The organism is Micromonospora phytophila, assembly GCF_023656545.1.
In the GTDB taxonomy this organism is placed as follows: domain Bacteria; phylum Actinomycetota; class Actinomycetes; order Mycobacteriales; family Micromonosporaceae; genus Micromonospora; species Micromonospora phytophila.
In genome coordinates, this window is the sequence record NZ_JAMOKF010000353.1 from 1 (window position 1) to 5,211 (window position 5,211).

The following is a 5,211-nucleotide window of genomic DNA, read 5'->3' on the forward strand; positions in this document are numbered from 1 at the left end:
CGGCCGGTGTCGGCTCCGCCGCCCCGAAGACCCCCACCACCACCGAGGGGTACGCGCCGCGCAACGCGCCGAGGTGCCCCAGCCCGCCCCGGCCGCCCGGGCCGGTGAGGAAGACCAGGGTGTCGCCCAGCCGCTCCTGCCGCAGCCGCCCGGTGGCGGCCTCCAGGGTGGCGTGGTCGCCCAGCTGCGCGGCGGCCAGCCGGTCCAACGGCGCGCCGCCGGGCACGGGTGGACCGTCCTCGGCCGGCTTCCCGGGGTCGACCAGCAGCAGCACCACCGGCAGGTCCTCGCGGAACGCGGCGGTGACCACCGAGGCGGCCGCCTCGCACGCCGCCTCGAACGACTCGGCTGTCCCGGCCGACCGGTCGGGATGGGCGACCGCGCGGTTGTCCAGCAGCACCACGATCCGGGGCAGGCTGGTGTCCACGTTCTCCCGGACCATCAGCTCGCCCACCCGGGCGCTGGTGCGCCAGTGCACCCGGCGCAGCTCGTCACCCACCACGTACTCGCGCAGCGAGTCGAAGGTGATCGACCCGTGCGGCACCCGGTCCACCCGGCCGTCCAGGCTGCGTCCCGCCCCGGTCGGTACGGCGGAGAGCGGATGGATGCGCGGGTGCACCCAGACCGGCACCGTGGCGCCGTACGGGCGGGCCAGCGCCACCAGGCCCAGCGGATCCCGTCGGGTCACCCGCAGCGGCCCCACCGGCACCACCCCCCGCCGGTGCGTCGGCACGTCGTAGCGGACCGTGGTGTCCCGGCCCGGGCGCAGCCGCAGCAGCGGGACCGGCACCCCGCGTTCCCCGCACCGGTCCTCGGCCACCAGGCTCGCCGAGCGCAGCCGCCCCGTGTTGCGGACGGTCAACGTCATGGCGGCCGGCTCGCCCCGCGCCACCCGGTCCGGGTCGGCGCTGCGCGTCACCTCCAGCCGGGGACGCCAGGCCGCGGTCGCCACGGCGTAGCCGACCGCGCCGGCGGCCGCCGCGCCGAGCAGCGTCAGCTCCGGGTACGCGAAGCGGAAACCGCCGCCGAGCAGCACGACGGCGGCGACGAGCAGCCCGACTCCCCGGGCGGTGAACCCCGACACCGGCTGCGCCGGTCAGCCGTGGACCGGGGCCGGCTGGCCCGAGGGCAGCGGCACCGGCACCGAGGCGACCGCCTGGCGCAGCACCTCGGCGGCGGTGACCCCGCGCACCTGCGCGTCCGGGGTGAGCAGCAGCCGGTGCGCGAAGACCGGTTCGGTGAGCGTCTTCAGGTCCTCCGGCATGATCCAGCCCCGCCCGTCGATCAGCGCGTACGCGCACGCCGCGCGGGTCAGCGCGATCACGCCCCGAGGACTCACCCCCACCCGCACCTGCGGATGGGTGCGGGTCGCCGCGGCCAGCCGCACCGCGTACGCGTAGAGCGGCTCGGCGATGTGCACCCGGCGGGCCATCCGGACCATCTCCCCGACGGTGGCGGTGTCGGTGACCGCGGTGAGGGCCTCGGGGGAGCGGAGCGTCGCCCCGCGCAGCACCTCCACCTCGACCGCCTCGTCGGGGTAGCCGACGGAGAGCTTGACCAGGAAGCGGTCCAGCTGCGCCTCGGGCAGCCGGTAGGTGCCGTCCATCTCCACCGGGTTCTGGGTGGCCACCACCAGGAACGGCTGCGGCACCGGGTGCCGGACACCGTCCACGGTGACCGTGCGCTCCTCCATCACCTCCAGCAGCGCCGACTGGGTCTTCGGCGACGCCCGGTTGATCTCGTCGGCGATGACGATGTTGGCGAAGACCGGCCCCTGGTGGAACTCGAAGCCGCGGGTGGCCTGGTTGAAGATGGTCACCCCGGAAACGTCGGAGGGGAGCAGGTCCGGGGTGAACTGGATGCGCCGCCACTGCCCCTTCACGGTGGCCGCGATCGCCCGGGCCAGGGTGGTCTTGCCCACCCCCGGCACGTCCTCCAGCAGCACGTGCCCCTGCGCGTAGAGCGCCGTCAGCGCCAGCCGGACCACCTGCGGTTTGCCCAGCACCACCGCGTTGATGTTCTCGGCCAGTCGGGCGGCGAGGGCGGCGAAGCCCTGCACCTCCGGCTGGGTGAGCGGTTCCTGGGTGTTCACGGGTGGTGCTCCTTGTTCGGGCGGGTCAGCAGCTGGGCAGGACCTTGATGTCGTCGCCGCCCTCCAGGTTGAGCCAGGCCCACGGGATGTAGTTGCGTCCCTTGTAGTCGACCTGCACCCACCAGGTGCTGCGCTTGTCGTTGTTGTAGATGTAGGCGTAGACCTCTTCGCCCTGCTTCTTGCAGTACGCCTTGAGCCGCGTGCCGTTGGCCACCCACCCGGCCTGCCGGTCGTCGTCCTGCCGGGTGATCTCGAAGATCTCGTTGCCGTTGCGCTCGCCGGGGATCTCCCGGCTGCAGTAGCTGGCCTCGGCGCCGGAGGACCCGTTGCGGCAGGTCGCCACCCCGTAGAGGGCGTCGGTCTGCTGGGCGCGGGTGGCGCTGCCCTTCCCGGCGGCGTTGCTCGCGGTCACCGTGAACGTGTAAGCCGTGCCCGGGGTCAGGCCGGTCATGGTGATGCTGGAGCAGTTCCCCGACTTCGCCGGCTCACCGGGGGTGCTGACCGAACACGTCGCCTGACCGCCGCCGGCGTCCACGGTGAACGTCACGGTCGCCGAGGTGGCGGTCGCCGACGAGCCGGTCACGGTCACCCGCGGCTCGGCCACGGTGCGGGCGGTGACGGTCGCCTCCGGGCCGGGACCGGCCTCGTTGACCGCCTTCACCGTCACGGTGACGTTCTGCCCGTTGCCGAGGCCGCCCACCGTGGCCCGGGTGTCGGTCACCTCGCTGCGCCGGCCGCCCACGTCGATGAGGTACTTCGTCACCGGCCGGCCGTTCGCCGCGGCCGGCGACCACTGCACCGCCACGGTGCCCGGCTGGTCGGCCACCGTGGTCGCCCGCAGGTCGGCCGGCCGCTCCGGCGCCGCGTACGGCACCACGGTGTTGCTCACCGGCGAGGCCGCCGAGCCGGCGCCCTTGTCGTTCACCGCGACCACGGTGAACGCGTACTGCGTGCCGTAGTCCAGCTCGCCGGCCGGCACCACCAGCTCCGTCCTGGTCGACTCGCCGGCCGGGGCGTTGGTGCCCGCCGAGGTGGCGGTCACCGCGTACTTCGCGATGGTGTTGCCCTGCCCGTTGGCGGCCGGCCACTTCACCAGCACCGTGCCGTCGGGCCGCTCCTGGGCGGTGACGGCGGCCGGTGGGTCCGGCACCGCCGCGGTCGGGGTCACCGGGTTGCTGGCCCGCGACGGCCCGGCGCCCTTGGCGTTGACGGCGTGCACCGCGAACCGGTACGTCTCACCGTTGGTCAGGCCCTTGATCTCCACGGCCCGCTGGTTGGCGCCCACCTCCAGCTTCTGGTCGGCCCCCTCCACCACGTACCGGATGATCTCCGCGCCGTTGGACGCGGCCGGTCGCCAGCTCACCCGGGCCTGCGCGTTGCCGGCGGCGGCGGTGACGCTGCGCGGCGCGCTCGGCTTGCCGACCTTCGGCTTCTTCGGCGGGGGCGGCGGTGGCGGAGCCGGCGGCGGGTCGCCGCCGAGCACGTCGTTGGCGTACTTGTCGACCTCGCGGACCTGGTGCTTGTCGTCTACCACCCGGGCGGTCGCCGCGTCGGGCGCGTTGATGAACAGGTGGTTCTCCCGCACCTCCAGCTCCAGCGGCCCGGTCGCCCGGCCGCGGATGGTGTCGACCAGCTTGCCGCCGCCGTCGAAGGCGTAGACCGTCCCGGACGCCTCGTCGGCGCAGTAGAACCGGCCCGCCCAGGCCACCGCCGGGCTGAGCCGGTCACCCGTGCCCGGCACCGTGAACTCCCGCACCTCGCCGGCGTCGCCGATCACGTGCACCCGCCGCTCGCCCGGCACGGTCACCGGCACGTCCGGCCCGCTGGTGCGCGCCGGCAGCGTGCCCGGCGAGGTCATCGTCAGCTTCGTCGCCCGGACCGTGCCCCGCCGCACCGTGACCAGCTGGCCGGCGGTCCGGTCGAGCACCGCCACCCCGTCGTCGAGGGTGGAGACGACCAGCTCGTGGCTGGCCTCGGCCACGTCGTACGTCTCGACCTGCTTCGGGCTGAGCCCGGCCCCGGCGGGGGCCGCGGAGGCCGGCGCGGAGGGCAGCGTCGCGGCGGTGATCGCCGAGACGGTGCCCTCGCTCGGCACCGCGATCCAGAGCCGACCCGCACCGTCGAACGAGCCGCCGGTGATGCCCGGCGGGTAGCGGACCGGCTCGCCGACCGGGGTCAGGGAGCGTGGGTCGAGCTGCCGCACGACGCCCTGCACGGCGTCGACGACGAACGCCGCGTCCTCGTGCAGGGCGACGTTGACCCCCAGGCCCGGGGTGGTCCGCGTGGTCGCGGTGATCTGCAGGGTGGCCAGGTCCAGGGAGCTGACCTGACCGGTGTTCAGATCCCGCAGGATCAGCAGCCGGTCGGTCTGGGTGACCTGCATCGGGTGTCGGCGGGCCCCCGGGATCTCCACCCGGGTGTCCACCCGCGCGGTGATCCCGTTGACCCGGGCCATCTCGCTGCGCGCGGTGCTCCAGAGCCAGGAGCTGGCGTCGTAGCTGGCCACCGCGTTGTCCGCCGCGCCGAGCCCGAGAACGGTCAGCCCCATGGCGGCCAGCAGCGCGGCGACCGTCGCAATGGTGACCAGCCCACCGCGCATTCGCCGGGACCCGGGACGCGCGGCGCCGGAACCGGCGCTCACGGCATCGTCGATGGTGGCCACAAGCGACTGCCTCCCCTGTCGTCCTGGCAGGTGGCACGCCGTTTCCGGCGGACCCCTGCCGAGCCGGGTGCCATCATATGGCCCGGTCCCGGGCGGGGGAACCCGCACCGTCCCGATGTGGACACCCAGCGTGTGCGTCGCCGACGGGGCGATCAGCTCGGCGCAGCGCTCCGCTCCCGGTCCGTGCAGACCTGACCGGACGTGGCGAACGAGTCCGTCGAGTACACCGCCAGCACCGTGAAGCAGTAGTCCACCCGCGAGTTCAGGCCGTTGACCGTGTAGGTGATCTGACCCGGGTCCACCGTGGCCATCACGCCCAGCGCCTGGCCGGCGCGGCCACCGGCCACCATGAACGGCACCCCGCCCCCGGTCGGGTCGGTCCAGCTCAGGGTGATCGTCGCCGCGTCGTCGCGCAGCTTCAGGCCGCCCGGCGGCGGTCCCGTCGAAGCCGGCGCCG

At 74.5% G+C, this 5,211-nt stretch carries 4 protein-coding genes; all 4 read right to left on the reverse strand.

All coding sequences use genetic code 11. The features are described 5' to 3' along the window. The coding region (locus NCC78_RS27110) for a DUF58 domain-containing protein (RefSeq protein WP_250798013.1) at nt 1–1,084 on the reverse strand (1,084 nt) is incomplete at its 3' end. Between the two features lie 12 nt (nt 1,085–1,096). Continuing rightward, nucleotides 1,097–2,092: an AAA family ATPase gene (locus NCC78_RS27115; protein WP_250798015.1), complete on the reverse strand. Its 996-nt coding sequence runs from the start codon at nt 2,090–2,092 to the stop codon at nt 1,097–1,099. Between the two features lie 25 nt (nt 2,093–2,117). After that, a complete protein-coding gene (locus tag NCC78_RS27120) occupies nt 2,118–4,754 on the reverse strand; it encodes a fibronectin type III domain-containing protein (protein ID WP_372495212.1) in 2,637 nt (878 codons plus the stop codon). Between the two features lie 152 nt (nt 4,755–4,906). Continuing rightward, a partial coding sequence (locus NCC78_RS27125; RefSeq protein WP_250798016.1) for a fibronectin type III domain-containing protein occupies nt 4,907–5,211 on the reverse strand: 305 nt, incomplete at its 5' end.